Origin of the sequence: Acinetobacter sp. YH12097 (assembly GCF_013419225.1) — a bacterium.
Taxonomy (GTDB): domain Bacteria; phylum Pseudomonadota; class Gammaproteobacteria; order Pseudomonadales; family Moraxellaceae; genus Acinetobacter; species Acinetobacter amyesii.
The window spans coordinates 1-23,872 of the sequence record NZ_VPAN01000029.1 but is presented as its reverse complement, the minus strand read 5'-3'; the positions used below and the strand labels follow the sequence as shown (position 1 = coordinate 23,872).

Genomic DNA, 23,872 nt, shown 5'->3' with positions numbered 1-23,872 from the left:
CCCTGTGTAAACGCCTGAAGGGAAGGATTTGGCGGGAAGGGGATCCGATTCATGAAAGCAACCAACCAAACATTGATGCATCAAATGCATATTTCGAGGCAAGATATAGAAAGACGTAAACAGTTGCTTGGCTTGACTGATTTAGAGCTGGCGGAACTGGCTTCGATTGGTGGAATTGTGGCGCCGATCCTCGACAGTATGGTCGATGAATTTTATGAAAATCAGACCTCAATTCCAGAAATTGCCACTTTGATTGGTGATCTTGATACCTTGAAGCGTTTGCAACGCGCGCAGCATCAATATTTATTGGATTTATTTTCTGGGCGCTATGACAGCGCGTATGTGAATAACCGTTTACGGATTGGTTTGGTTCATAAGCGCATAGGTGTAGAGCCGAAGTTGTATCTCTCTGCGGTGCATACCCTAAAGACCATGTTGTTTCGCTTAATTCAGCGTACCTTTAATGATACGGAACAATATCAGCGGATTATTAACACCTTGGAAAAGCTCTTTATGTTCGACACTACATTGGTGGTGGAAACCTATGTGTGGAGTTTGATTAATGAGGTGAAGATCTCCCGTGAAAAAATGGAACAGTATGCGCATGCGCTAGAGTTTCGTGCACAAGAAATGGAAGAACTTTCACAGCGCGATCCATTAACAGGACTCTTAAATGTCCGGCATTTATTGACCTTATTGACCAGTATTTTATATACCGCACAGCGTAATCATGAACCCGTAACAGTAGTGTTTATTGATATCAATGATTTTAAAAAGATCAATGATGTACAAGGTCATCCACGTGGAGATCAGGTACTACAAACGGTTGCTGCGGCCATAAAGTCGGTTGCACGTTTAGATGATCATTGCTTCCGTTATGGCGGAGACGAATTTTGTTTGGTCTTGCCGGGATGTAGTGAAAAGCATGTGGAAGCGAGTTTTATCCCGCGTTTATTAGAAGCGGTGGCTGAAATGGAAGCAGGCTTAAGTTTAAGTATTGGGCTGTGCCAAACAGACCATCAGCAAGGCTATGTAGATGCCATGAGCTTGGTACAACAAGCCGATGCTAAAATGTATCGAGAGAAAAAGAATTATAAACGTTTGCAGGAACAACCTATGTCGAAAGAAGCGTGATCCGAGCGTAAATAACGCCAAAAATAACAATAGATGACTAGCGAAACTTGAGCGAAATGGATCTCCATATTCTTGAAAATAATGTGATAAGTATGCTTATTTCCTGCAAAAATAAAGCTGAAATAGCAGATGCATCCTGCAAAATCTTGTATAGAATAAAAGCAGTTGATGGGGGATAAGATGCAAGTTTTTCGTTCAAAAAAAGATTGGTGGGTGGTGGCGTTTATTGTTTGTATGAGCGGTTTACTCATTCAATTATTACTCACCATGCAAGCCAAAGGCACGATGCAACAATATCCTCTTCATACCGCGGTGTATATTTTAACGGTATTACTGCTGTGGTGGCCAATATTCAATACACGTTATCAAATTTCCGCTACAGAATTAAACATCCGTAGCATGTTTCTACGTTGGCAGATTCCTTTGCAGGATATCCAACGCATCAGTGCAAGTCAGGATTTGTCTGCGGCACCTGCGCTTTCCATTAAACGTTTAAAAATTGAATATCTTCGAGATGGCAAAACCAAATTTGTCATGGTTTCACCGAAAGATCCGCAAGCTTTTGCTAAAGCGATTGGTGTTCCAATCCAATAAATATAAGAATGCTGAATAAAGGTATGTGAGCATGCCTTTTAAAGACCAGTGAATTATTTAATAATAACCAATTGTCCAAGTTGTGCATCTAGGTGTATTTTAGTTTGTTCGGGATGATTCAAAAAATACACCGCCAAAATAGGTTCAAGTTCAACCCGTATTTTTCGTGCTAAATGTCGTGCGCCATAACGAATATCATGGTTCTGATAAAAATGTGCTTTGGCTGCATCTGTGAGTTTGATACTGCGTTTTTGATGTTGTAGGCGTTGATTAAGTTTTTCCAGTTCAATCTCCACCAAACGGGGCAAGGCATCATCTTGAACGGGTTGATATTGCAATACACGATCAATACGGTTAATAAATTCAGGGTCGAATTTACGTTGCATGACTTTTTCAATAATGCTGCTGACCGGCACGCGCTTGAGACAAACCTTTTGTATTTTTTCGGGCAAAAAATTTAACTTATCTAGATATTGCTGTGCCGCTTGTGCACCGACATTGCTGGTCATAAAGATCATACAATTACGAAAGTCGATGGTTTTTGTACCTGAGGTTAGGGTTAATTTTCCGCTATCTAGCACATTCATTAAGCCGCGAAGCACTTCGGTTGACGCTTTTTCCAGTTCATCAAAAAGCACGATGCCCGGACGGGTATGACTACCTGCAATGGCAACTTCATCAAATAAACTATGGCCTTCTTTAGAACCGACATAGCCCGGAGGCGCACCAGTAATGGCAGCCGCATAATGTTCCTGTGCGAGCGTGTTCATATCAATACGGCAAAAGGCATCAGGTCGGCCATAAATCACTTCACTGATTAAACGCACAGTTTCGGTTTTACCAACACCTGTCGGTCCAAGCATTAAGGTTACGGAGAGCGGTCGTTCAGGACTGGAAAAATCAGCCTTGACCACATGCAGCATTTTTTCAATTTCGTCTAATGCTGCTTCTTGTCCAATGATCCGTTGCTTTAAGCGTTGCATAACGTCATGCGGTTCAAAATGAAAACGCGGCTTACCCATCAAACGGTTTTTTTCAGCAGTGCTCTGCGTCGAAGTTGTCGGGTGTACGACATGGATGGCGGGATTGGCGTTCGTCATGCATCATGTTCCTAAAGCGTGATGTTTTGAGCATAGCAAATTTAGAATTTTGCATTAATAGCTTTTAGCAATCAGATCATTGCTATGAGCAACAATAAATTTGCGGGATTGCTTGAAAATGTAGGTAAAAGCATCACATCATGTCAAAGAGCAATATCGAAGACGGAACAAGGCAAAAGTGAACGAAAACGCACGCGAACATATTGAAAAAATTCTTGCCAATATGACGACTCTACCCGGTGTTTACCGCATGCTGGGTAAAGACGGTGAGTTGCTGTACGTGGGTAAAGCAAAGAATTTAAAAAATCGTGTGTCGAGTTATTTTGTGAAAACCATTGAGCATCCCAAGACGCAGGCTTTGGTTGCCCGTATTTATGATATTGAAAGTTTGGTGGTGCGTTCTGAAACGGAAGCCCTATTGCTCGAACAAAACCTGATTAAGTTGCATCGTCCGCCGTATAACATCATGCTGCGTGATGATAAGTCTTATGTTTATATTTTTATCTCTGCCGATAAACCCTATCCACGAATTGCCGCAGGACGTGGGAAAGGTAAGCATCAAGCTGGTAAGTTTTTTGGGCCTTATCCGAGTGCTTATAACGCGCGTGATACTTTGGTGGTGCTGCAAAAACTATTTAATGTGCGTCAGTGTGAAAATAGCTATTTTTCGCAGCGCAAACGACCATGCTTGCAATACCAAATTAAACGCTGTTCAGCGCCTTGTGTGGGTTTGATCTCACCCGAAGATTACAAAGAAGATGTCAATAACTCGATTCGGTTTTTACAAGGCGACACTAAAGAGCTTAATCAAGAGCTGATTGGGAAAATGGAAGCTGCGGCCGAAGCACTCGAGTTTGAAAAGGCGGTGTTTTATCGTGATCGTATGGCGCTGCTGCGTGATGTGCAAACTCAGCAAGCGATTTATAAAGTCAAAGGTGAGGCTGATATCATTGCCATTGCTTATCAAGCCGGTGTGACCTGTGTGCAAATCATGCATGTGCGCAATGGCAAAATGCTCGGCGGAAAGAGTTATTTCCCTGATATGCAGGGTGATGATCTAGGTCAAATGCTCTCGGACTTCATTGCCAATTTCTACTTTCAAGTTGCAGATGAGATTCCAACTGAACTCATCATCAATGTCGATATTCCAGATCGCAAAGACATGGAAGATGCACTACATCAGCACTTTGATAAAAAAATTCAAATCAAACATAAAGTGCGAGAAACTCGTGCCGAATGGCAAGAGCTTGCACAAATGAATGTGCAGCATGCGATTAAAGGTAAACTGGCTGATCATTTTGAATTGAATGAACGTTTTCATCAGTTAGAACAAGTGGTAGGGCGACCAATTGACAGTATTGAATGTTTTGATATTTCTCACACTATGGGCGAGGCAACCATCGCGTCTTGTGTGGTCTTTGATGCGGGCGGCGCAAGAAAGCGCGACTATCGCCAATTTTCCATCAATGACATTACCGAAGGAGATGATTATGCTGCCATGCGTCAAGCGCTGACCCGCCGCTATAAAAAGCATATGCTGCCCGATTTGTTGTTAATCGATGGGGGTAAAGGTCAATTACACATGGCGATGGAAGTCATGCAGGAGCTCGAGCTCGATGCCTTTATGGTCGGGGTGTCCAAAGGCGAGGGGCGTAAACCAGGTCTGGAAACCTTGCACTTTACCGATGGTGAAAAAATCCAATTGCCCGAAGACCATAAAGCCCTGCATTTGATTCAACAGGTTCGTGATGAAGCCCACCGCTTTGCTATTACTAAACATCGAGCGAAACGAGATAAAAAGCGTGGCTCATCGGTACTTGAGGTGATTCCGGGCTTAGGGCCAAAACGTCGTCGGGATCTGTTGACCCATTTTGGTGGCATTCAGGGGGTACTCAAAGCTTCGGAAAATGATTTAAAACTTGTACCGGGATTAGGCGATGTGATGGCGCGCACCATTTATAAAATCCTGCATGAATAGCGCGAACTAAGCCCAATCGATGACGCGTCAATCCTGAATTTGCCAAAATGCTCATTGACGCATGAGTCACAGATCATTCACATCATTTAATTTTTATACAATGATATAAAAATCAAAAATATGATCAGGGATGATGATGTCACTCGCACAGTTGTATCAATATATTGAACACAATGAATGGGTTGAGATTCCAGAAGGATGGTTGCAAGGGCGTACGATCTATGGCGGCTTAGTGGCTGGCATGATGATGCACAAAGCTGTTGCCACCATTGCAGATCCGCAGCGACGTTTACTCAGTTGTAATGTGACCTTTGTTGGGCCAGTACAATTGGCGCCCGTGCGTTTAAGTGCGGAAATTTTAAGACAGGGTAAATCCGTCACCACCATCGAAGTTCGAATTTGGCAAGATGATGCTGTACAAAGCATTTTATTGGCGAGCTTTGGTGTTCCACGTGAATCAACTATTGCCGTCAATCAGGAATGTCAAGCACCCGATTTCCCTGAAGTGAGCAGTTTAAAGATCGCCGAACATCATCCACTTGCACCCCAGTGCTTTCAGCAAATGGATTTGGCCTGGGTAGATGGGCAGTATCCGTGTACTGCAAGCAAAAAGCCTGACTTTAGTGGTTGGATGCGTTTTAATCCAGAACGCCACGATAACCGTAAGATGACCGTAGCTGATTTACTGGTCTCGATGGATATGTGGCCGCCCGGTGTACTGCCTATGTACAAAACCATGGCACCTGCGAGTTCTTTAACGTGGACATTGACCTATGTACATCCCTTGCAATCAAACTTACATAATTGGTTTAAATATAAAGTATTTACCGATTATGCAGCGGATGGATACGCTACAGAATATGCTCATTTATGGGATGAAAATAACCAGTTGATAGCGATTGCGCGACAGACTGTTACGGTGTTTGCCTAGTGACACTGAGGGGCATTTCGTATAAAGTGAGTGCAACTAACGATGGATAAATCCTCAAATTATTTTGCATTTTCATCGTGCATGAGGGGAAAACTGGGGTGTCTATGACAACAGGTCGAATCCTGAATATTCCTAATATTTTAACATTGGCACGAATTGCTTTAATTCCTGTGTTTTTGTTGGTGGCGTACTGGCCACCTGCAATGGGCGTGGGTGAGCATGCTGCAAGCATGTCACGTCATATATTGCTGACTGCTATTTTTGTGATCGCAGCTGTCACTGACTGGTTTGATGGCTACCTTGCAAGAAGTTTAAATCAGACTTCAGCATTTGGACGTTTTCTCGATCCTGTTGCAGATAAACTGATGGTCGCAACTGCGTTGATCGTCTTGGTGCAATGGCAACCGACCATTTCGATGGCCTTTGCAGCGATTGTAATTATTTCACGTGAAATCACGGTGTCTGCCCTGCGTGAGTGGATGGCTGAATTAGGCGCGCGTACCAGTGTTGCGGTTTCAACCGTTGGTAAATATAAAACAGCATTTCAGATGATTGCGATTTCAGTGTTCTTGCTAAATTGGCAACCCCTAGAAATGTTGGCGTATGGATTGCTCTATACAGCCGTAGTTTTAACTTTATGGTCGATGTTTATTTATTTAAAAGCCGCATGGCCGTATTTAAAGCAACCTTGATTTAAAGGTAGTTATTAAAAGCTCCGTGATCGGGGCTTTTTTATTGCCGAGTTTTTAGAAAAAATTGAGGGTTTGACTAGTTTGAACAGCGCTTCATTTGATTAGAGCTTGAAGTTAAATGTGAGACGTTAGTGCAAATTTTGGATAAAAAAATTCCCAGATTTTGGGGGAAATCTGGGAAGGAAAATCGGGGTTACTTATCGCTATTATGGAAGATGTTTCCATTTCCTTGATTGTTATTATAGGAAAGTAGATTTAGAAATACATGGAGTTTATTGTAGTGTAATGTTGTGTTTTATTGAGAAATGTATCACAAATTTACATTCAGAATTTTTGATACAAATTGGCCAATAACTTTGGTAGGTTTTGTTTGGATTTAAACGATAAAAATCGATATATGTAATGGAAAAAATACAATTAACATTATTTAAATAATAAGTTCATTTATTTAAGTTTAAATAAAATTGATCAATGGATAAAAGATTTTCCAGCAATGATGAAGATCATTTCTGAATGAAAGCTTACACAGACGTCATCTTGGTTTTGCGAAAATAGCAGTGCTCCGAAGCAAAAAAAGAGTCCTTTCAGACTTTATTTTGAAATTACGCACTTCGCTTGTCTTACGTAATTTTTAGAGCAATAAAAAAGAATCCCCAAGATTGGAGATTCTTTTCAATTCAAGCCTACGAGCAGCATAGCTGCATGTCTTGCGGCGTGGCAGTACTCCTAAGCACAAAAAAGGGGCCCCTTTGGACTCCTTCATGACATTTGAAGCTACGCGCTTCGCTTGTGTTGCGTAATTTTTAGAGCAATAAAAAAGAATCCCCAAGATTGGAGATTCTTTTCAATTAAAGCCTACGCACAGCATAGCTGCTTGTTTTGCGGCGTGGCGGAGCAGTGCTCAGCTTTATCACGCCTCAGGCTTTAGGCCTTCGGCTTTTTCTAAAGATTCATCATTGCTGAAGAATTTTTCACGTTGCTCTTCAAGGAACTTTTTCGCGTCAGCTTCAAACACGTTTAAACGTTTTTCATTGATCAACGTAGTTTGGTGTTTTAGCCATTCTTGCCAAGCTTGTTTAGATACCGTATCAAACAATTCTTGTCCCTTTGCACCCGGGAATGGTGCAAAGTCTAAACCTTCCATTTCAGCCTGATATTTACGGCAAAAAACTTGTCGAGACATATCAATACTCCATTTAACTTGAAAAAGTTATGCGTAAAGTTTTTCTAAACGTGCATGCGCGCGTTCAATTGCTGCTTCAACTTGAGCAGGTGCAGTACCACCAATGTGGTTACGTGCATTGACAGATGCTTCGAGTGTTAAAGCTTTTTCGAAGACATCGGCCTGAATCAAGTCAGAGAACTGTTGAAGTTGCTCAAGGGTTAATTCTGAAAGGTCTTTGCCTTCTTGAACACCGAGAGCAACTGCTTTACCCACAATCTCATGTGCATCACGGAATGCTACGCCATTTTTAACGAGGTAGTCGGCAAGGTCAGTTGCAGTTGAGAAGCCACGAAGTGCTGCTTCACGCATGATGTCAATGTTTGGTACTAGTGCAGGAATCATGTCGGCAAATGCCATGAGTGAGCCACGAACAGTATCAATTGCATCGAATAGTGGTTCTTTATCTTCCTGGTTGTCTTTGTTGTATGCCAATGGTTGACCTTTCATCAGGGTCAATAGGCTCATCAAATCACCATATACACGGCCAGTTTTACCACGGATCAACTCAGGAACGTCTGGGTTTTTCTTTTGCGGCATAATTGACGAGCCAGTGCAGAAACGGTCAGGAATGTTTACAAATTTGAACTGAGCCGATGTCCAAAGAATCATTTCTTCTGACATACGTGATAAATGCATCATGATGAGTGATGCCGCAGCATTGAATTCAATACCGAAGTCACGGTCAGACACAGCATCTAAAGAGTTTTCTGCAACGGCTTCAAAACCTAGTAATTCTGCAGTGAATGCGCGGTCGATCGGGTAGGTTGTTCCAGCAAGTGCAGCAGAACCTAAAGGCATGCGGTTGGTACGTTTACGGCAGTCAATTAAACGCTCTGAGTCACGAACCAACATTTCAAACCACGCCATTAAGTGGTGGCCAAAAGTCACTGGCTGTGCAGTTTGTAAATGCGTGAAGCCCGGCATGATGGTATTGGTATTTTTCGCCGCTAAGCCTAGGATGCCTTTTTGTAATTTTTTCAATAATTCTAAAATCGCATCGATTTCGTCGCGAACATACAGACGGATATCGGTTGCAACTTGGTCATTACGGCTACGACCGGTGTGTAGTTTTTTACCTGTAATACCGATACGTTGAGTCAAGCGTGACTCAATATTCATGTGCACATCTTCTAGGTCAATGCGCCATTCGAAGTTACCCGCTTCAATTTCTGCTTTGATGGTGTTTAAGCCATTAATAATATCGTCACGCTCTTGTTCAGTTAGAACGCCAACTTTTGCAAGCATGGTTGCATGTGCAATTGAACCTGCAATATCTTGTTTATAAAAGCGTTGGTCAAACTGTACAGATGCTGTAAATTCAGCAACAAAAGCGTCAGTAGCTTCGGAAAAACGACCGCCCCACATGCCTGAAGTTTGGGCTTGTGACGGATTTGAGGAATTAGAAGATGTGGTCATGTCGGCTCAATAAGATAAAAAGCATAGAACTGAGCAAGAGTATAGCAAATTCGAACCCAGTTGCCGAAGGGCAAGTTGATCAAACTTTTAGACAGGGTTTAGGTCTATGATAATTTCAGTATTTTCAGGAAAAATGGGCCGTTGGCACTATCTGTGGGAGCTTTTTCTTGCGGGCAATATCGTGGCTTTGGTCTTGGCCTTGGCCCAAGCTCAATCGTGGCATGCCTTAAGTTTTTCGAGTGTTATGCAGCATGTGTTGTTTATTAACTGGATTTTATTGGCATTTGCTGCATTTTCAGAGCTTTTGCAGAGTAAGACGCGTGGTTTAAGCATGAAAATGCTCATGTTTAGCGGGTTTGTTTTATTGCAAGCTTTGGTGTTGTTCACCACCTTAATTTTAAATGTCTTGATCTATTTTGGTGAAAATTTCAGTTTAACTGGATTGAGTGCAGACGTTTTAGCTGCTGGTGTAGTTTTAAATCTGAGCTATGGGGTTTTACTTGGCGCATTTTGTTTTCGATATTTATATTTAAGAGAGCAGTGGGGGCGACAACATCATAGTGAATTAAACGCACGTATTCAGGCGATGCAAGCTCGGATTCATCCGCATTTTTTATTTAATAGCTTAAACAATGTGATTAGCTTGATTGCGATTGACCCAGATAAAGCGGAGCAAATGCTGCTGAATTTATCGCGTTTGTTCCGTGCGAGTTTTCAAGAATTGAAGCTAGTGAGTCTCAAAGATGAGATCGATCTGTGTCAGCGTTATTTGGCCATCGAACAAATGCGATTGGGGGATCGGCTCAATGTGGAGTGGAAACTGGCCGACATTGAACAGTACGCTCAAGTACAAATTCCACTATTAACTTTACAACCTTTGTTAGAAAATAGTATTTTTCATGGAGTCGAAAAGATTTTGACAAAGAGTACGATAAATATATTGATTGAAATATTACAAAATCAAATTAATATCGTTATTACAAATCCTTATACACAGGATACAATTAAATTACGTCAGGGGAATGGTATTGCCATCGAAAACGTGAAACAGCGACTTGAGGCATATTATGGTCAGCATGTCACTTTTCAAACCTACGCAGGCGAGGGAATGTATACGACTGTGGTGCAATATCAATATAAATAGAAATCTCAGTTGACCAATAAAAATAAATGACGTTAACGAGATAAGGAGGAGAAATGGACATCCTGATCTGTGATGATGAGCCTCTAGCAGTAGAGCGATTGTCACGTTTAGTCACTCAACTTGGACATCAGGTGGTTGCGAAAGCTTCGCATGGTCAACAAGCGATTGACTTGGCTCAAAGCCTCGAGCCTGATGTCATCTTACTAGATATACAAATGCCTGAAATGGATGGATTGACTTGCGCGAAATTGTTGCGTGAATTAGACCCCATGCCCGCTATTATTTTTTGTACTGCATATGATCATCATGCACTTGATGCATTTAAGTCGAATGCAGAGGGATATTTACTAAAACCGATTATGCAACAGGAATTGCAGCAGGTTTTAGATCATTTAACTAAATTAACCCAAGCTCAATTGAGCACGATAAAACAAAAAGAAAATATGGACGAAATTAAAATCAGCCGCCATCAAATCGCGGCAAAGACCTATCGTGGTGTAGAGCTTGTACCTGTGGAAAATATTTACTATTTTCTTGCGGATCAGAAATATGTCACTGTTCGGCACAAAAACGGCAGCGTACTCATTGATGAAACGCTGAAGGATTTAGAGCATGAATTTGGTGATCGCTTTATACGTATTCATCGAAATGCCTTGGTGTCTGTGAGCTTTTTAGAGGGTTTAGAAGTCGTAAGCTCGGGGCAGTATCAGGTGCGTTGTCGAGATTTAGAAGAGCGTTTGGCGGTCAGCCGTCGACATTTACCGAATTTACGTGAGCGAATACAAAAATTATAGGGCAAGGGTCAAAGCACATTGCGAATTAAGCTTGCATTTTCAACTGAGCAAGTTAAGTTTAGAATAATAGCCCTATAGACTGTATTTTAAAATTTATGAATATCCTTAAGATCGCAACTCGACAAAGCCCGCTTGCACTGTGGCAGGCGGAACATATTCGTGCACGTTTAGAAGCACTTCATGCAAATTTAAAAGTTGAGTTGGTGACCTTTGTGACCCAAGGTGACAAGATTCTAGATACCCCTTTAGCCAAAATTGGGGGGAAAGGATTATTTGTAAAAGAATTAGAAGCGGCATTGTTGGATGGTCGTGCAGACTTGGCAGTTCATTCGATGAAAGATGTGCCAATGGCTTTGCCTGAAGGTTTAAGCTTGGCCGTGATTTGTGAGCGTGAAGACCCATTAGATGCTTTCGTTTCAAATACCTATAACAGTTTTGATGAGTTACCACAGGGTGCGAAGGTGGGGACATCGAGCTTGCGCCGCAAATGCCAAATTTTAAAACAACGTCCAGACCTTGAAATTATTGATCTGCGTGGCAATGTGGGTACGCGTTTATCTAAACTCGATGCGGGTAACTATGATGCGATTATTTTGGCGAGTGCAGGGCTAAAGCGTCTGGGTTTAGCAGAGCGTATTCGTCATACTCTTGAGCCTGTTGTGAGTTTACCTGCAGTTGGACAAGGTGCATTGGGCCTAGAATGTCGTAGCCAAGATCAAACTGTATTGGATTTAATTTTGCCCTTAATGCATGCAGAGACCAATGCCTGTGTACGCGCAGAACGTGCTTTTAATGCATATCTAGAAGGTGGCTGCCAAGTACCGATTGCAGGTTATGCAACCTCAGAAAATGGTCAGATTCATTTGGAAGGTCGTGTCGGTAGTGTTGACGGTCAAATCTTGTTGAAAGCACAGCAAGTAGGCCTTCCCGAACAGGCTGAACAGTTGGGTGTCAAATTGGCCCAAGACTTGTTAGCCCAAGGTGCAGGTGACATTTTAAAGGCACTGTATTAATACATGCTTTTTATCAATACACGTCCGACAGATCGTGCAGCGCAGCTTAGCTTGACGCTGCGCTCTGCGGGTGTTGCTGTGGCTGAGCTTCCATTACTTGAGCTCAAGCCGCGGGCATGGTCAGAAGCATTGGCAGCGTGCTACGCCCAGTTGAGTGCTGCGGATGTATTGGTTGTAGTGAGCCCCTCTGCGGTCACCTTTGGTATGCAAGGTTTGCGTAAGGCAGGCATTTCACTTGATCAGCTCGAACATATGCAATGGGTTGCAGTCGGTGACGCAACCGCAGCAAAGTTAGCTGATTATGGTATTCGCAGTGTCGTACCGCAGGTGGAAACTTCGGAGGGAATGCTCACTTTAAGCCATTTAGAACAATTGGAGGCCGGGGCTTGCGTTGCATTTTGGCGCGGTGAAGGTGGTCGTCAATTTATGATGCAGCAGTTGCTAGCACGTGGCATTCAGATTCTTAATTTTGTGCTATACGAACGCCATCTACCGGAAGAGACCACTCAAAAAGTAAAAACACTCATTTCTGAACATCAGTTGTCATCTCCATATTGTATGTTGATCACCAGTGAGGCCAGTTGGCTCAATTGGCTTGACCTGATTCAGTCGCATTTATCAGTACTGCGCCATGCACATTTTTTAGTTTTAGGTGTAAGGTTGTTCGAGCTACTTGAGCAAAGTCGTATAACACTGAACAAAGATTTTAAAATTATTCAACTCGAAGATTTAAACGCGACACACATATTGCAGCATGTGCAAGTCGTGCAGGGAAATACATGAAGAAGTTGTTTGTCGTTGTGGTCATTGTCGCCGTACTTTGGTTGGCTAAACTCAGTTTTGACCTATTTCAAGTCAATGCTCAACAAACCGAACTGATGCAACAGCAAACTTTATTGCAACAGCGCAATGCAGGTTTGAATGATCAGGTCGTGGCTTTGAAACGTCAGTTGAGCGGCACAACGACCGAGATGTCGGCTGCAACGACATCGAATGCTTCGATTGCTGCTGAGGCGACCCATAGTATTGAGCCGATGTTGGTTGTGGGCCAGCAACTTGATTTGGTTGAATTTGCCATGCAGCAACAACAATTTGCTGTCGCCTTGGAAAAATTAAACCAATTAGATCAACAATTAGATCAGTTGAGCTTGGCACCTGCACTGCGCATGAGTTTGCATCAGGTAATTCAAAAAGACCGTGAAACCTTAAAGCAATATGTGACAGAGCGTCAGTTGCAGTCTGATAAAGTGAAAAATACTCTGCAATCGATCGATCAATTGTTAGAAAAAGAAATATTAAAGCCCTATAGTTCAAAAGAGCAGCAAAAAGGTCTTTCTTTTTGGCAAAAATGGATTCAAGTCGAATCAGTCGAACAACCGAGTCCCTTATTAATGCAGCGTAGCTTGGTATTAAAAGAAATGCAGTTACGTTTAATTTTGGCTCAGCAGGTTTTAAATCAAGGACAATATCCTCAATTTCAACAAGAAATCACTGAAATTATGCAAATTATGCAGCAATTGCCAGATGCTTCATTAAAACCAATACGCCAACGTTTAGAACAATTAAAGGATATTCCGGTTATTTCTGTACCGCTGTTAAATACTCGGGCACTCATAGGATAATCGACTATGAAACATATTTTATTGGCCTATTTATTTATTAGCTTATTGGTTGTTGCCATTATTAGTTTGCTGAGTTTTGGGCATGGTGCAGGCTATGTGTATTTATACTGGCGTGAATGGCAAGTTCAATCCAATATTTGGTTTTTAGCATTATTGCTGGCACTACTGAGTTTGATCGTGCAAATGTTTTGGTATGCGGTTAAACGTTATTTAAGTCGAGAACAACGTAAATCTGAAACGGTCTTTAGTTTTAATAAACTACATCCCTATGAGCAATTGGCTGTCATTTGGCTTTTAAATGCTGCGCAAGATCAAAAAAACTTTATTCAGCAAGCTTTTACTGAGTCTGGATTATTAAAAGGGGTGATCGATGCGCGTTTATATTGGATTCAGCAACAATATGAAACAGCATTAAATGCATTAACTCAGACCAATCCAATGGCTTTTGAACTCGCAGAATTGCAACGGATTGAAATTTATTTATCCCAACAAGAGGGTGAAAAGGCTTTAACGCATCTCGAATTTTTGAATCAACATGAATTATCGCCATGGTTGCAAAAAGTCAGCACTGCCTATGAGCAGCGCTTAACTACGCTATGGGGTATGTTTGCGTTGCAGTTCCCTTGGTTGTATTTGCGTTCGACACGTTATGGACATTTAGATGAGCTGACAAAACAAGCTTGGTTGGAGCAATTATTATCAGCATTTGATCAAGCAGATGTCGATGACTTACAGCACTTAAAGCAGCGTTATTTGGATTTGCAAGATCAAATCACAGAGCGCAAATATGTGGTCAAAGTGTTGTGGTTAAAAGTCTTGTCTCGTATGCCAGAGATGAGTCAGGAACATGAGCAATTGGCTATTCATTTGCTGGAACAGCAATTTAACAAAGAAGTGTTCTTTTTGTGGTTCCAGCAAAAAATGCTGAAGCAAAACCCTGACTATGTGGCTGTAGAACAGCAGATTCAACGTTGGGAAGAAAAGTATCCTGCGCTGCCTGTTTTTAGTTTTGCAAAATGGAATATTTACCAAGCGACAGCACGCCAAGCTGAGGCGGATGCATTATTAGAATTATATCCAGATGATGTATTAATGAGTTATTTACGTATCAAGTCAGCTTTAGATCAGCAGGAAGATTTGACCAAACAATTAAATTTAATATTTGAAAATAATGCTAATTTTATGGAAATTAGAATATAAGGACATTATATGCAAGAAAATTTAGCTCAATATTCATTGATTCATACTCAACACGTAGCTTGGGGGGATATGGATGCTTTTGGGCATGTAAATAACGTGCATTATTATCGTTATATGGAAAGTGCGCGGATTGGTTATTTAGACCAGTTGGATATATTTGATCAGTCTGTGGTTACGGTTGTGGCTTCAAGCCAGTGTAAATATTTAAGCCCCGTGATTTATCCTGATATTTTAAAAGTGGCAACGCGCGTTGAAGAATTAAGGAATAGTGCATTTCGTATGAGTTATATATTATGGAGTGAAAAGCAACAAAAAATCGTTGCAACAGGCGATGCAGTTATTGTGTGCGTGGATAAAACTACCCTACAAAAAACTTCAATTCCAGAAAGTATAAAGACAAAAATAAAAGCTTTAGAGATTTCAGTGGGAAATAATATTTAAATACAATTTAACTTTATATATTTTAAGGAGTCGTGTTAAAATATTGTAGTAAAATGAAAATTATTTATTGAATAAAAATTTTATTATAATATTATGAGCGAGTTTTCATAAGCATTATTAAAATGAAATTTCGGAGTTAAAGATTATGCCTGATATTAGTAATTTATCAGTTGAAGAGTTAAAGAAGCTTCAAGTAGAAGCTGAAGCATTGATTGCATCTAAAAAAGATCAAGCGATTGAAGATGCGTACAACCGTATTGTTGAAATTGCAGAAAATTTAGATTTAAGCGTTGAACAAATCCTTGAATTTGGTTCAAGCAAACGTAAAAAATCAACTCGTAAAGCGGTTGAGCCACGTTACCGTAGCAAAACCAATGCAGATGACACTTGGACTGGTCGTGGTAAGCAACCACGTTGGTTAGTGGCTGAGTTGGAAAAAGGCGCGAAACTAGAAGATTTCTTAATTTAAGAATAATTCATGAAATCGTCATATCCTGAGTTCAGGATAATTAAACCAGGCAAATGCCTGGTTTTTTTATCTCTTTGAATTGGCTATGCAGAAAAAGTATGCATAATGTGTCTATAAAGAAAAATGTTTAAATGATGGAAAAAAATTGATGGATCGGTTGTGGTGGGATGATCAATAAAACTAATAATATTCGGTGGCTCATTTTTGCTGCGATCAGTTTTTTAATTTTCGTTATGCTGCAAGTGCCAGCAGCGTGGCTCATTACAAAGTTTTATAAAAATAACCAAATGCTACATAACGTCAGTGGCAATATTTGGCATGGGCAAGCAGATTGGACACGAGGAAATTTGAAAGGCTCGTTAAACTGGAACACACGCCCGTGGGATTTGATTTTATTACGCTTGGGTGCAAATGTTGAAATTCATAGTGGCAATACCAAACTACAAGGTGTGATGGGGTATGGTTTTGGTAAAAGTATTAGTATTAAAAACTTAGAGGGTCAAATTGCTCCTGAAACCTTAAAAAGTTTTGCCGATTGGCAATGGCCAATGAATGCCATTCAATTAAAAGATGTGCAGTTTAAATATAAGCCACAACAGGGATTTAGTCGTTCATCAGGCGAGATACAGTGGGCAGGTGGGGATTTATCATTTAGCTTTGCACAGCGTCAAGAGTCAATGAATGTGCCTGCCATGTTGGCTCAATTAAAAGACGATAATGGCAAATTGTCGATTGATGTTCGAGATCAACGTGAACAAAAAATGATGAATATGTCACTTGAGCCAGACCTCATGTTGGATGTGCAATTAACCCAGCGCTTTTTGATGAATGTTGCTTCCTATGAAGGTAAGGCAGGATTAGATACGTATGTGATTAGTTCGCGTCAACCCCTATTGAGTGGGGTGAACTGATGGCTGACTATTTCGAAAAAATCCGCGAGATCAATTGGAAGCAAACAGATCGACTTGCACCTGTGGTCTTGGTTTTAATAATTTTGTACCTGTGCTGGAAGTTAGCCGCTTTATTTTGGTTATTGATTGCACCGCCACAAGCCATGCAGTTAGACCGAGTTGAATTGGGTTCACAGCAAACGCAAGTTCCTAATATTAGCTCTTTTGCCTTGTTTCAGGAAAACCGCAGTTCAGCAGCTGACGCGCAGTTAAATATGGTGTTACAAGGTGTGGTGGTTGGACAGCCAAGTCGCTACTCGTCGGCAGTGATTAAGGTCAATGATAGTTCAGATCGCTACTTGGTTGGAGAAACCATTCAAGGTTCATCATATCAACTGGCTGAAGTTTATTGGGATAAGGTGATTTTAACGCAGGGTAATGGTGCACGGCGTGAATTAGCGTTCCAAGGTATTGAAAACGGATTAGATCAACCGATTGTCCCTACAGCCAATGCAACATCAGGCGGATCTTTGCAAAATAACAGCATGCAAAATGCAGCTAATCCTGCAAATTCAGGGCAAGGCACGACGCAGTCCGCGATTGGTCAGGCCGTACAACGCATGACAGAAAATCGTGAGCAATATCTGCAGGAAATGGGGGTGAATCCATCAGGTAATGGTGGGTTTGAGATTTCAAATCGAACACCTGCTGCCTTGAGAAATAAATTGGGTTTGCAACCGGGTGACCGCATCATGTCTTTAAATGGGCAGGCAGTCGGTGCAGGACAATCTGAGGCGCAATTATTAGAACAAGCCCGCCGTGAAGGGCAGGTGAAACTTGAAGTCAAACGTGGTGATCAAGTGATGACCATACAACAGGATTTTTAGTGATGTTTCATCACTTTATAGGGTTAGGAAACACAGGCGTATATGGCTTTATTTAATAATAACCGTTCAACTTTAGCTGCCTATGCCATGGTGCCCTTGGTTGCTATGGTCAGCACAGCAAGTTATGCACAAACATGGAAAATCAATTTACGTGATGCAGATCTTACGGCATTCATTAATGAAGTCGCAGATATCACGGGGAAAAATTTTGCAGTTGATCCACGGGTGCGAGGAAATGTAACGGTTATTTCCAATAAGCCTTTAAATAAAAATGAAGTCTATGACCTGTTTCTCGGTGTATTGAATGTCAATGGTGTGGTAGCGATTCCATCGGGCAACACCATTAAACTGGTTCCAGACAGTAATGTAAAAAGCTCGGGCATTGCTTATGATGCGCGCCACCGTGCGTCTGGAGACCAAATTGTCACCCGAGTGATTTGGCTTGATAACACCAATGCCAACGACTTAATTCCAGCCCTACGTCCACTGATGCCACAATTTGCACATTTGTCGGCAGTGGCAGGGACCAATGCGCTGATCGTCTCAGACCGTGCAAGTAATATTTACCAGCTCGAAACGATTATTCGTAATTTAGATGGAACGGGTCAAAATGATATCGAAGCCGTGACGCTGCAATCGAGTCAGGCCGAAGAAATGATTGGACTGCTAGAGTCGATGAGTTCGACCGGCGCATCAAAAGATCCGAAAGGGTCACGAATTCGTATTATTGCGGACAATCGAACCAATCGTATTATCATTAAAGGTGATACAGCGACACGTAAGCGTATTCGTAAGATTATTGAGACCTTAGATGTGCCTGCGGCAGATCGATTGGGTGGATTGAAAGTCTTCCGTTTGAAGTATGCAAGTGCAAAAAACTTGTCGGAAATCTTACAAGGCTTGGTCACGGGGCAGGCCGTTTCGAGTACGAATTCATCGAATAGCTCAAATAGCAGCACGATGAACGGTTTAATGAATGATAGTAATAGTTCAAATGCACAGTCATTCAGTTCACAAAATAACACCAGTTCAGGTATTAACCTCAACAGTAATAACTCTTCCAATAATACGCAAAACGGTATCTCAAGTTTTAATGCCAATGGCGTGAGTATTATTGCCGATGCCACACAAAATGCACTGATTGTGAAAGCAGATCCGCAGCTCATGCGTGAAATTGAGTCTGCGATTCAACAGCTCGATATTCGTCGTCAGCAAGTGCTGATCGAAGCGGCGATTATTGAAGTTGAAGGCACGGATACCGATCAGCTCGGTGTGCAATGGGCATTGGGAGATATCAGTAGTGGTATCGGCTTAATTAACTTTGATAACTTTGGTTCGAGTTTAAAAAATATTGCCGCAGGATATTTAACTGGCGGCGCTGCGGGTGCAGGTAGCGCGGTGAGTGCCGGTACTTCTTTGGTCCTTGGTGACTATCGTGAAGGCAGTGATGGTTCACGCAAACTCTATGGTGCGATGATTCAGGCCTTAAAAGAAAAAACCAAATCCAATTTATTATCTACACCGTCGATTGTGACGATGGACAACGAAGAAGCCTATATTGTGGTGGGTGAAAACGTTCCATTTGTGACAGGTTCGGTCACCACCAATGGTGGCACAGCCAATCCATATACATCGATTGAGCGTAAAGATGTCGGTGTGACCTTGAAAGTTGTGCCGCATATTGGCGACGGCGGCTCTGTGCGTTTAGAAGTGGAGCAAGAAGTTTCTGATGTAAAAGACAATAAAGGTCAAGCGTCGGACTTGGTTACGACTAAACGTGCGATCAAAACCTCGATCTTGGCAGAGCATGGTCAAACGATTGTGTTGGGTGGTTTGATCTCTGACAATACATTGCATGGGCGTCAATCGGTTCCGGGGCTAGGGGCTATTCCTGTACTGGGTAAACTCTTTAGCTCGGAAGGAAAATCCAACAGTAAACGCAATTTGCTGATCTTTATTCATCCGACCATTGTTGGAAATTCTGCTGATGTGAAGAAAATGTCTCAGCAGCGTTACAGGCAGCTCTATAGTCTGCAACTGGCACTGGATAATGACGGTAATTTTGCGAAATTACCTGAAAATGTGGACGATGTGTATCAACAGCGCATACCTGTTTCAAAAGGGACAGCGCCAGCCCCTGTGTATAAGACGGTACCGACAGCACCACAAACGACACAGCCAGCGGCAGTGGTCTCCACGCCAGTCGCCATTGAACCTGCAGTGAAGCGCCAAACCATTACCGTACCGAATGGCAAAGTGGCGGGCACGCCTTAGGTGAGACAGCAGAGTGGTTTAGCTTTGAAACCACTGCATGCTATGATGAAAAAAACGAGCAATAGAGAATTAACTTCATGACTTGGAAAATTCAAGCAATTTCTGGTGATTTAACAGGACAAGAAATTAGTATTGAGCGAGATATGTTGGTGGGTCGTCATCAACAAGCAGATATTGTTTTGCAAGAATCTGATGTATCGCGTAAACATGCTGCCTTTGTACTGAAAGATCAAGCACTCTGGTTGCAAGATCTCAATTCATCCAATGGGACGTTTATTAATGATGTCCGCTTGACTGGTGAATCACTTTTAAAAGAAGGTGATATTGTACAGTTTGCCAGTGTGAAGTTTAGTTTATTGGCTCCGGCTAAAGCTGTAGAGATCCCTGCGGATATTGAACAAAGCGTTGAAGCGTTGCAAGCAGAAGAAATTACTCCTGTTCAGCAGCCGTCTGAAGCTGTTGCAGTTTCTGAAACTGCGGCACAAGAGCCTGTAGTAAATGCGTCTGAGACTGTGACACAAGAGCCTATCGTTAAAACTGCAGCACAACAAATGAATGATCAAGGTATGCCAGAGTTGAAAGAGCGTGATGGTTCAGTTCAATTGACTCGTGATGGTATGCCGACCAATGTGGGTGTGCCTAAACCTGCGCCAATTCCTGAGGGAATTGACATTACTGCTGCTCCGAAAAATGAGGCATGTGATGTAGAAATTCCAGCGACATGTGTAGAGCAAGAACGTGAAGCACAAAAAAATGCCTCTGTGGGCTTAATCTCAGTCATTGTTTTAATCATTCTTGCAATTATTGCATGGGTGTTGTTTAAATAAACCGAGACATTCCTCAAAAGGCATGCATGGGCATGCCTTTTTTATGGGGAAAATTTACAAAAAAATAGAGGGACATTATGTTTGAAGTTCGTTTAGCAGAACGCCAAATGATTTTATTTGATCTGGATGGAACGCTAGTCGATTCAGCATCTGACTTACATCGTGCGATGAATATGAGTCTAAATGCGTTGCAATTACCTTTGGTCACAGAAGAGCAGGTGCGAAACTGGATTGGGAAAGGGACTTCATTATTTTGTCATAGCGTACTTGAATACTTGACCGGAAAGGTGGATGCCGCACAGCACCATCTTTTACTGGAAACTTTTCTAAAGATTTACAATGCCGATCCTTGTGTCTTGACGCAGCCCTTTGATGGCATTCTAGCGTTCTTGGATTGGGCAAAAGCAGAGCAGAAAATTCTGATTTGTGTGACTAATAAACCAGAGCAACCGGCACGCAGTATTGTGCAAGCACTGGGTATGCATGATTACTTTGATGATGTGATAGGCGGAGATCGTTTTGAAGAGCGGAAACCACATCCCAAGCAGCTAGAGTATTGTGCGGAACATTATGCCTTACCAAAACAGCAAATTTTGATGGTGGGTGATTCTGTCAATGATGTAGAGGCAGCACGTCGTGCTGGTATTGATTGTATTGTGGTCAGCTATGGCTATAATCATGGTGAAAATATTCGAGATTGTCAGCCGCAGCATGTGGTCGATAACTTAAAAGAATTATTGGGTTGAAATAATTAGGGTTAAGGAAGTGAAAATGAGCAAGTGTGTAGGTTTTCGATGGCGTCACTCAATCAGCATGAGAAGAAATTAACTGAAATTGACCACGCGAAATATAGAGAAACCGAGATGACTACACAAACTCAATTTGAACAACTGAAATCTGCTGGATATAACTTGATTCCAGTCTATCGTCAGCGCTTGGCAGATACAGAAACTCCGCTGTCTGTCTTTGCGCGATTAAAACAACATAAACAAGCCTATTTATTTGAATCTGTAGAGGGTGGCGAAAACTGGGCACGTTACTCCATTATTGGTTTGGGTGAGTCCACCGTATTTTCGTGTAATGAAGGGCAGTTGACCGTTCAACATGTTGATGGTTCGATTGAAAAACAACAATGTGCAGACCCATTTCAATACATCCGTGACTTCCAAGCACAATATAAAGTCCCTACACAGCAAGATTTGCCTGCGTTACCGAGCTTTACCGGTGGATTGGTTGGATACTTTGGTTATGACGCTGTGCGTTATATCGAACCGAAGCTCAATAATGTGCCAGAAGCTGACCCAGTCGGGATTCCAGATATTTGGATGATGCTATCTAAAACCGTCATTGTCTTTGATAACCTCAAAGATACTTTATTCTTAATTGTACATGCCGATGTAAATGATGCTGAGGCCTATACCCAAGCGCAGCAACAATTGGATGAGCTAGAAGAACTTTTGGCAACCCCAATTGCACTCAAAGCAAATAAGCATACTGCACCACAGTTTGAATCCATCACTGGACATGACAACTTTATTGACTCTATTGCAAAAGTAAAAGAGTACATTAAAGCCGGTGATGTGATGCAGGTTGTGCCGGGCCATCGTATGGTATCCGATTTTGATGGTGAGCCTTTGCAGGTCTATCGTGCACTACGTCACCTCAATCCATCTCCATATTTGTTCTTGGTGCAAGGGCAAACACTTGAGAATGACATTCCCTTTCATATCGTCGGTTCATCACCTGAAATTTTGTCCCGCCTAGAAAATGGTGTAGCAACAGTTCGTCCTTTGGCGGGCACGCGACCACGGGGTAAAACCAAAGAAGAAGATTTAGCACTTGAAAAAGATTTGCTATCTGATGAAAAAGAAATTGCAGAGCATTTGATGTTGATCGATTTGGGTCGAAATGATGTTGGACGTGTTTCTAAAATCGGTAAAGTTCACGTGACTGATCAAATGGTGATCGAACGTTATTCGCATGTCATGCACATTGTGTCAAATGTACAAGGTGAAGTACGTGATGATGTCGATGCTTTGGATGTTTTTAAGGCAACATTCCCTGCGGGTACGCTTTCAGGCGCACCAAAAATCCGTGCTATGGAAATTATTGACGAAGTTGAACCAGTAAAACGTGGAATTTTTGGTGGTGCTGTTGGTTATTTAGGCTGGCATGGCGAAATGGACATGTCGATTGCGATTCGTACCTGTGTAATTCGAGAAAATAAGGTCTATGTTCAGGCTGGAGCAGGGGTGGTTTATGACTCAAATCCTGAATCAGAGTGGAATGAAACCCAAATAAAAGCTCGCGCAGTGATCAAAGCGGTTGAATTATCATCAAATGGATTGATTTTATGAGTTTTTCACGTTTTTTTTAGAAAAAACACTTGCAAGGATTTCAAGATTTGCTAAACTGCACACCGTTCCGATACGAAACGTACGAAACACTAAGAAACGCCGGCATAGCTCAGTTGGTAGAGCAACTGACTTGTAATCAGTAGGTCCACAGTTCGAATCCGTGTGCCGGCACCATCTTAGAAAGTTTGAGAGTGAGTAGAAAGAGCAACACTGAAGTAAGTGTAAAATGGTGAGGTTCCCGAGCGGTCAAAGGGGGCGGACTGTAACTCCGCTACGAAAGTTTCGAAGGTTCGAATCCTTCCCTCACCACCAATTTTAAGACTTCAATAAGTGGTTTGTACCAACATCGTGCGGGAGTAGCTCAGTTGGTAGAGCGGTAGCCTTCCAAGCTACATGTCGCGAGTTCGACCCTCGTCTCCCGCTCCATATCTATTGAAGTGCTTATATTTGCTCTTATAGCTCAGTGGTAGAGCACTCCCTTGGTAAGGGAGAGGTCTCGAGTTCAAATCTCGATAAGAGCTCCAGATTTTACAGTTTAGTAACTTTAAATGTTGCGCAAGATTCCAGAAGCAGGCTTTTTAGTCTGCTTTTCAAGTATTGGGTGTTTATTTTTTTTAGGCGATATGTCGGAGCTGGGTTTTACTCAGAATTGTGTTCGACGTAAACGAGGAAGAAAAGCATGGCTAAGGCTAAGTTTGAACGTAATAAGCCGCACGTTAACGTGGGCACAATCGGTCACGTTGACCATGGTAAAACGACTTTAACAGCTGCAATTGCAACTGTATGTGCAAAAAAATTCGGTGGTGAAGCGAAAGATTACGCTGCAATCGACTCTGCACCAGAAGAAAAAGCACGTGGTATTACAATTAATACTTCACACGTAG

22 protein-coding genes, 4 tRNA genes and 1 pseudogene are annotated in these 23,872 nt (G+C 42.0%); 24 read left to right on the top strand and 3 right to left on the bottom strand.

The annotated features are described in order from the left end of the window. Window positions 1-51: 51 nt before the first annotated feature. Together FTU37_RS11955 and FTU37_RS11950 are read left to right on the top strand one after the other, a co-directional pair. Window positions 52-1,134 carry a diguanylate cyclase domain-containing protein gene (locus FTU37_RS11955; protein ID WP_180124395.1) on the top strand — a complete coding sequence of 361 codons (1,083 nt, stop codon included), beginning with the start codon at window positions 52-54 and terminating at the stop codon, window positions 1,132-1,134. A gap of 180 nt (window positions 1,135-1,314) precedes the next feature. Next, a complete protein-coding gene (locus tag FTU37_RS11950) occupies window positions 1,315-1,728 on the top strand; it encodes a PH domain-containing protein (RefSeq protein ID WP_168379012.1) in 414 nt (137 codons plus the stop codon). A gap of 53 nt (window positions 1,729-1,781) precedes the next feature. Here FTU37_RS11950 and FTU37_RS11945 read toward each other — a convergent pair whose 3' ends face one another. Next, entirely contained in the window at window positions 1,782-2,828 is a 1,047-nt protein-coding gene (locus tag FTU37_RS11945) for an AAA family ATPase (protein ID WP_168379013.1), read from the bottom strand. Window positions 2,829-3,006: 178 nt separating this feature from the next. Between FTU37_RS11945 and uvrC the strand changes: the two genes are divergently transcribed. From uvrC to pgsA, 3 genes are all read left to right on the top strand, one after another. Further along, entirely contained in the window at window positions 3,007-4,806 is a 1,800-nt protein-coding gene (gene uvrC / locus FTU37_RS11940; RefSeq protein ID WP_078193131.1) for an excinuclease ABC subunit UvrC, read from the top strand. 136 nt (window positions 4,807-4,942) lie between these two features. Beyond that, complete coding sequence (locus FTU37_RS11935; protein ID WP_180124397.1) at window positions 4,943-5,737, top strand: thioesterase family protein; 795 nt, start codon at window positions 4,943-4,945, stop codon at window positions 5,735-5,737. A 104-nt stretch (window positions 5,738-5,841) separates the two neighbouring features. Further along, a complete protein-coding gene (pgsA, locus tag FTU37_RS11930; protein WP_078190467.1) occupies window positions 5,842-6,429 on the top strand; it encodes a CDP-diacylglycerol--glycerol-3-phosphate 3-phosphatidyltransferase in 588 nt (195 codons plus the stop codon). Window positions 6,430-7,339: 910 nt separating this feature from the next. Here pgsA and FTU37_RS11925 read toward each other — a convergent pair. Both FTU37_RS11925 and argH read right to left on the bottom strand, forming a co-directional pair. Then, complete coding sequence (locus FTU37_RS11925; RefSeq protein ID WP_078193129.1) at window positions 7,340-7,612, bottom strand: oxidative damage protection protein; 273 nt, start codon at window positions 7,610-7,612, stop codon at window positions 7,340-7,342. A gap of 27 nt (window positions 7,613-7,639) precedes the next feature. Continuing rightward, a complete protein-coding gene (argH, locus tag FTU37_RS11920) occupies window positions 7,640-9,070 on the bottom strand; it encodes an argininosuccinate lyase (RefSeq protein ID WP_171319324.1) in 1,431 nt (476 codons plus the stop codon). On the opposite strand from argH, the pseudogene FTU37_RS11915 reads away from it, so the two are divergent. The 19 genes and pseudogenes from FTU37_RS11915 to FTU37_RS11825 all read left to right on the top strand — a co-directional run. Continuing rightward, window positions 9,061-10,214: pseudogene (locus tag FTU37_RS11915) on the top strand (sensor histidine kinase). The gene argH and the pseudogene FTU37_RS11915 sit on opposite strands and share 10 nt — an antisense overlap. 53 nt (window positions 10,215-10,267) lie before the next feature. Then, window positions 10,268-11,008, top strand: a complete 741-nt coding sequence (locus tag FTU37_RS11910) for a LytTR family DNA-binding domain-containing protein (RefSeq protein WP_168379015.1) — start codon at window positions 10,268-10,270, stop codon at window positions 11,006-11,008. Between the two features lie 95 nt (window positions 11,009-11,103). Next, window positions 11,104-12,021: a hydroxymethylbilane synthase gene (gene hemC / locus FTU37_RS11905; protein WP_168379016.1), complete on the top strand. Its 918-nt coding sequence runs from the start codon at window positions 11,104-11,106 to the stop codon at window positions 12,019-12,021. Between the two features lie 3 nt (window positions 12,022-12,024). Beyond that, complete coding sequence (locus FTU37_RS11900; RefSeq protein ID WP_168379017.1) at window positions 12,025-12,804, top strand: uroporphyrinogen-III synthase; 780 nt, start codon at window positions 12,025-12,027, stop codon at window positions 12,802-12,804. Continuing rightward, entirely contained in the window at window positions 12,801-13,643 is an 843-nt protein-coding gene (locus tag FTU37_RS11895) for a hypothetical protein (RefSeq protein ID WP_168379018.1), read from the top strand. The genes FTU37_RS11900 and FTU37_RS11895 overlap by 4 nt, the downstream gene beginning before the upstream one ends. A 6-nt stretch (window positions 13,644-13,649) precedes the next feature. Beyond that, complete coding sequence (locus tag FTU37_RS11890) at window positions 13,650-14,843, top strand: heme biosynthesis protein HemY (protein WP_168379019.1); 1,194 nt, start codon at window positions 13,650-13,652, stop codon at window positions 14,841-14,843. Window positions 14,844-14,852: 9 nt separating this feature from the next. Beyond that, on the top strand, window positions 14,853-15,284 hold the full coding sequence (locus FTU37_RS11885; protein ID WP_168379020.1) for a thioesterase family protein: 432 nt from the start codon (window positions 14,853-14,855) through the stop codon (window positions 15,282-15,284). A 142-nt stretch (window positions 15,285-15,426) separates the two neighbouring features. Continuing rightward, window positions 15,427-15,753: an H-NS family nucleoid-associated regulatory protein gene (locus tag FTU37_RS11880; RefSeq protein ID WP_078190459.1), complete on the top strand. Its 327-nt coding sequence runs from the start codon at window positions 15,427-15,429 to the stop codon at window positions 15,751-15,753. Window positions 15,754-15,920: 167 nt separating this feature from the next. Then, on the top strand, window positions 15,921-16,664 hold the full coding sequence (gene gspN / locus FTU37_RS11875; protein ID WP_168379021.1) for a type II secretion system protein N: 744 nt from the start codon (window positions 15,921-15,923) through the stop codon (window positions 16,662-16,664). After that, window positions 16,664-17,530, top strand: a complete 867-nt coding sequence (locus FTU37_RS11870; protein WP_168379022.1) for a type II secretion system protein N — start codon at window positions 16,664-16,666, stop codon at window positions 17,528-17,530. Before gspN ends, FTU37_RS11870 begins: the two co-directional genes overlap by 1 nt. Window positions 17,531-17,572: 42 nt before the next feature. Continuing rightward, a complete protein-coding gene (gene gspD, locus FTU37_RS11865) occupies window positions 17,573-19,804 on the top strand; it encodes a type II secretion system secretin GspD (RefSeq protein ID WP_168379023.1) in 2,232 nt (743 codons plus the stop codon). Between the two features lie 77 nt (window positions 19,805-19,881). Beyond that, entirely contained in the window at window positions 19,882-20,631 is a 750-nt protein-coding gene (locus FTU37_RS11860; protein ID WP_168379024.1) for an FHA domain-containing protein, read from the top strand. 77 nt (window positions 20,632-20,708) lie between these two features. Then, window positions 20,709-21,377 carry a phosphoglycolate phosphatase gene (locus tag FTU37_RS11855; RefSeq protein ID WP_078190454.1) on the top strand — a complete coding sequence of 223 codons (669 nt, stop codon included), beginning with the start codon at window positions 20,709-20,711 and terminating at the stop codon, window positions 21,375-21,377. A 117-nt stretch (window positions 21,378-21,494) separates the two neighbouring features. Then, window positions 21,495-22,988 carry an anthranilate synthase component I gene (gene trpE, locus FTU37_RS11850; RefSeq protein WP_168379029.1) on the top strand — a complete coding sequence of 498 codons (1,494 nt, stop codon included), beginning with the start codon at window positions 21,495-21,497 and terminating at the stop codon, window positions 22,986-22,988. 98 nt (window positions 22,989-23,086) lie between these two features. Continuing rightward, a tRNA-Thr gene (locus FTU37_RS11845) sits at window positions 23,087-23,162 on the top strand. Between the two features lie 54 nt (window positions 23,163-23,216). Continuing rightward, a tRNA-Tyr gene (locus FTU37_RS11840) sits at window positions 23,217-23,300 on the top strand. 38 nt (window positions 23,301-23,338) lie between these two features. Beyond that, window positions 23,339-23,414: transfer RNA gene (locus FTU37_RS11835), tRNA-Gly, on the top strand. A 23-nt stretch (window positions 23,415-23,437) separates the two neighbouring features. Further along, window positions 23,438-23,512, top strand: a tRNA-Thr gene (locus FTU37_RS11830). Window positions 23,513-23,667: 155 nt separating this feature from the next. Beyond that, window positions 23,668-23,872, top strand: a 205-nt coding sequence (locus FTU37_RS11825; RefSeq protein WP_257225333.1) for a GTP-binding protein, incomplete at its 3' end; no start/stop codon positions are given.

Excerpts from the sequence above, each read along its gene's own strand:
- FTU37_RS11955 (WP_180124395.1), top strand. The coding sequence starts at position 52 with ATGAAAGCAACCAACCAAACATTGATGCATCAAATGCATATTTCGAGG.
- FTU37_RS11950 (WP_168379012.1), top strand. The coding sequence starts at position 1,315 with ATGCAAGTTTTTCGTTCAAAAAAAGATTGGTGGGTGGTGGCGTTTATT.
- FTU37_RS11945 (WP_168379013.1), bottom strand. The coding sequence starts at position 2,828 with ATGACGAACGCCAATCCCGCCATCCATGTCGTACACCCGACAACTTCG.
- FTU37_RS11935 (WP_180124397.1), top strand. The coding sequence starts at position 4,943 with ATGTCACTCGCACAGTTGTATCAATATATTGAACACAATGAATGGGTT.
- pgsA (WP_078190467.1), top strand. The coding sequence starts at position 5,842 with ATGACAACAGGTCGAATCCTGAATATTCCTAATATTTTAACATTGGCA.
- FTU37_RS11925 (WP_078193129.1), bottom strand. The coding sequence starts at position 7,612 with ATGTCTCGACAAGTTTTTTGCCGTAAATATCAGGCTGAAATGGAAGGT.
- argH (WP_171319324.1), bottom strand. The coding sequence starts at position 9,070 with ATGACCACATCTTCTAATTCCTCAAATCCGTCACAAGCCCAAACTTCA.
- FTU37_RS11910 (WP_168379015.1), top strand. The coding sequence starts at position 10,268 with ATGGACATCCTGATCTGTGATGATGAGCCTCTAGCAGTAGAGCGATTG.
- hemC (WP_168379016.1), top strand. The coding sequence starts at position 11,104 with ATGAATATCCTTAAGATCGCAACTCGACAAAGCCCGCTTGCACTGTGG.
- FTU37_RS11900 (WP_168379017.1), top strand. The coding sequence starts at position 12,025 with ATGCTTTTTATCAATACACGTCCGACAGATCGTGCAGCGCAGCTTAGC.
- FTU37_RS11895 (WP_168379018.1), top strand. The coding sequence starts at position 12,801 with ATGAAGAAGTTGTTTGTCGTTGTGGTCATTGTCGCCGTACTTTGGTTG.
- FTU37_RS11890 (WP_168379019.1), top strand. The coding sequence starts at position 13,650 with ATGAAACATATTTTATTGGCCTATTTATTTATTAGCTTATTGGTTGTT.
- FTU37_RS11885 (WP_168379020.1), top strand. The coding sequence starts at position 14,853 with ATGCAAGAAAATTTAGCTCAATATTCATTGATTCATACTCAACACGTA.
- gspN (WP_168379021.1), top strand. The coding sequence starts at position 15,921 with ATGATCAATAAAACTAATAATATTCGGTGGCTCATTTTTGCTGCGATC.
- FTU37_RS11870 (WP_168379022.1), top strand. The coding sequence starts at position 16,664 with ATGGCTGACTATTTCGAAAAAATCCGCGAGATCAATTGGAAGCAAACA.
- gspD (WP_168379023.1), top strand. The coding sequence starts at position 17,573 with ATGGCTTTATTTAATAATAACCGTTCAACTTTAGCTGCCTATGCCATG.
- FTU37_RS11860 (WP_168379024.1), top strand. The coding sequence starts at position 19,882 with ATGACTTGGAAAATTCAAGCAATTTCTGGTGATTTAACAGGACAAGAA.
- FTU37_RS11855 (WP_078190454.1), top strand. The coding sequence starts at position 20,709 with ATGTTTGAAGTTCGTTTAGCAGAACGCCAAATGATTTTATTTGATCTG.
- trpE (WP_168379029.1), top strand. The coding sequence starts at position 21,495 with ATGACTACACAAACTCAATTTGAACAACTGAAATCTGCTGGATATAAC.